At 43.2% G+C, this 3,124-nt stretch carries 2 protein-coding genes and 1 pseudogene; all 3 read left to right on the top strand.

Annotated elements, in window-relative coordinates; all coding sequences use genetic code 11:
* Positions 1-1,057, top strand: a 1,057-nt coding sequence (gene glmU / locus QZ276_RS00260) for a bifunctional sugar-1-phosphate nucleotidylyltransferase/acetyltransferase (RefSeq protein ID WP_292484200.1), incomplete at its 5' end; no start/stop codon positions are given.
* Positions 1,058-2,884 carry a glutamine--fructose-6-phosphate transaminase (isomerizing) gene (gene glmS / locus QZ276_RS00255; protein ID WP_292484198.1) on the top strand — a complete coding sequence of 609 codons (1,827 nt, stop codon included), beginning with the start codon at positions 1,058-1,060 and terminating at the stop codon, positions 2,882-2,884. It begins immediately after the preceding gene.
* An 89-nt stretch (positions 2,885-2,973) separates the two neighbouring features.
* Positions 2,974-3,124: pseudogene (locus QZ276_RS00250) on the top strand (phosphoglucosamine mutase); the annotation flags it as partial.

Raw genomic sequence — 3,124 nt, 5'->3', positions numbered from 1 at the left:
GGGTTATGAAAAGGAGCGGATAATGGACTATTTTGAAGACGGCAAAGATTTCGGTGTAAACATCACCTACATCCACCAGAAATCCCAGCTTGGTACCGCTCATGCTGTTTTACAAACACAAGACCTTGTCCAGGACGATGACCAGTTCATGGTATTAAACGGTGACAACATCATCGAACCTGATACCCTATCAGACCTGATCGACAAACATGATGGAGACGCTTCAATATTAACCAGTAAGATAAAAGACACCACCGGATACGGCGTCGTACTCACAGATAACCATAAAGTAACAAAGATTGTAGAAAAACCCAGAGAAAAGATTACTAACAGGGTGAACACCGGTATCTATCTTTTAAACCCCCGGATTTTCCAGATAATCGAGCAGACTCCTATATCAGAAATCGGGGAATATGCGATTACAGACACCTTGCAGCTGATGATCGATAACGGTTTTGAAGTAACAAATGTCACGACAAACTCCAGATGGATAGATGCTATACATTCATGGGACCTGTTGAAAGCCAATTCTATGGTTCTTAACGAATACGAAGATTTTGACATAAAAGGCACAATCGAAGACGGTGCAGTTATCAGAGGAGATGTGGCTGTGGGAGAAAACACGGTAATAAGGTCTGGATCCTACATCGCAGGACCGGTGATAATAGGAGACAACTGCGAGATAGGTCCAAACACCGTCATCATATCATCGACAAGTATTGGCGACAACTGTTCAGTCGAACCCTTCAATCATCTGGAAAACTGTATCATAATGGACAACACGAGAATCGGCACCCACGGTTACATATCCAATTCGATAATCGGCGGCAATAACACAATCAATCCATACTTTATCACCGAAGAAAAAGAGGACCTGATGATAGAGATGAAAGGAATACTCCACCACGCCGATAAACTCGGTACTGTCACAGGTGATGACAACATGATCGGACACAACGTGTTAATTAAAGCCGGTGTATTGATAGACACAAACTGCAGGATAGAATCCGCAAACGTAATACAGCAAAGAATCGTAAGGAACTCGATCGTGATCTAAATGTGCGGGATAGTAGGATACGTGGGGGTAAACCTGGCAAAACAGGAACTCATTGATTCGTTGAAGAAACTGGAATACCGGGGTTATGATTCCGTCGGCATCACCATACTAAACAGTTCGCTGGAAACCTGCAAAGCTCCCGGCAAAATCTCAGAACTTGAATCAAAATTACCGGAAATCGACGGTTATACAGGGATAGGACATACTCGCTGGGCGACCCACGGCCAGCCCACAGAACAAAACGCTCATCCACATTTATCAGGAAACATTTCAGTAGTACATAACGGGATCATAGAAAATTACCACCAACTTAAAGACGAACTTATAGAGATGGGTTATGAATTCAAATCCGAGACCGATACGGAAGTTATCGCCCATTTATTACATTTAAATTATCAACAATCAAGGGATTTCCATACCGCGTTCAGGAAAACCCTGAAATTACTGGAAGGATCATATGCTGTAGCAGCGGTGTGTGAAGATATACCTGATGAGATAATCGCAGGCAAAAAGAACAGTCCACTGGTCGTAGGACTTGGAGACAACTGCAATTTCGCAGCATCAGACATTACCGCTTTTTTGAAACACACAAAAGATGTTATTTTCCTCGAAGACCTGGAAATCGCACAGATCCAAAAAAACGATGTACAATTCTTCGACCTTGAAGGCAAACCAGTAGAGAAGGAAAAAACAAGAGTTGAATGGGATCTCGAAGATGCCGAGAAAGCGGGTTACGAGCATTTCATGTTGAAAGAAATCCATGAGCAGACAAAATCAGTTTACAACACGTTTGCCGGTAAACTATCCGAACTGGATGGTTCGATAAACCTTGATGAACTCAACCTGACGAAGAAACAGATACGAAACCTAAACCGCATCGAACTGATAGCCTGCGGAACTTCATACAACGCCGGGTTAATAGCCAGATACCTTTTCGAGCAGCTTGCAGGTATCCACACAAACATCGACACGGGTTCAGAGTATCGGTACAGGAATCCTGTTTTCTGCGAGGATGACGATGTCTTGAGTATAGCCATCAGTCAGTCGGGAGAAACAGCAGATACCATAGCAGCACTGCAGAGTTTGAAATCATCAGGATGCAATACACTTGCAATCACGAACGTAATCGGCAGTTCTATCACACGCGACGCCGATGATACGATGTACATAAAATCCGGGCCAGAGTTAGGAGTCGCAGCGACCAAGACTTTCACATCACAACTTACGATATTATACTTGCTGGCTGTCCATTTTGCAAGGGTCAGGAATAAAATCAATACCGATGATTCCAGGAATTTTATCAGGGCGCTCAAAAAATTACCCGGGAATATACAGAAAATATTGAACAGCAAAGATACCATCAGGGAATGTGCCGAACAGTTTTCAGATGTATCAGACTATTTCTTCATCGGCAGGTACACTAATTACCCTGTAGCTTTGGAAGGCGCACTTAAACTTAAGGAAATCTCATATATACATGCTGAAGGATACGCTGCAGGAGAACTCAAACACGGTCCTCTGGCTCTGATCACCGACAACACACCGGTAGTAGCCATAGCAACTCCCGGGCATACCTATGATAAAACACTCAGCAACATCATGGAAGTAAAAGCCAGGAACGCTACAGTGATTGCAGTAGCAGAAGAAGGAGACCATGAGATAAATAAATATGTGGACATCGTGTTGAGGGTTCCCGAGACTGAAGAACTGCTGTCACCGATATTGTCGACTATCGTCCTGCAGTTACTGGCATATTATACAGCACTGGCAAGAGGGTGTTCCATAGACAAACCCAGAAACCTGGCAAAAAGCGTCACCGTAGAATGAATAATCAGAAAATCAGAAAGTATTGAATTTTAGAACCAGAGATTAAGACCTAAACAAGGATAAAGGATTAGAAAGAAGGAGTTTTAATAATGAAATTATTCGGTTCATCAGGCATCAGGGGGATTGCAAACAGAGACGTGACAGTAGACCTGGCACTGAAACTCGGCCATGTGCTCGGCAGGATATATAACAATATCGTGATTGGAAGAGATCCGAGAGTGTCTGCCGAGATGATCGAAT

Origin of the sequence: Methanohalobium sp., assembly GCF_018609725.1 — an archaeon.
Taxonomy (GTDB): Archaea; Halobacteriota; Methanosarcinia; order Methanosarcinales; family Methanosarcinaceae; genus Methanohalobium.
This window is presented reverse-complemented; position numbering and strand designations above follow the sequence as displayed.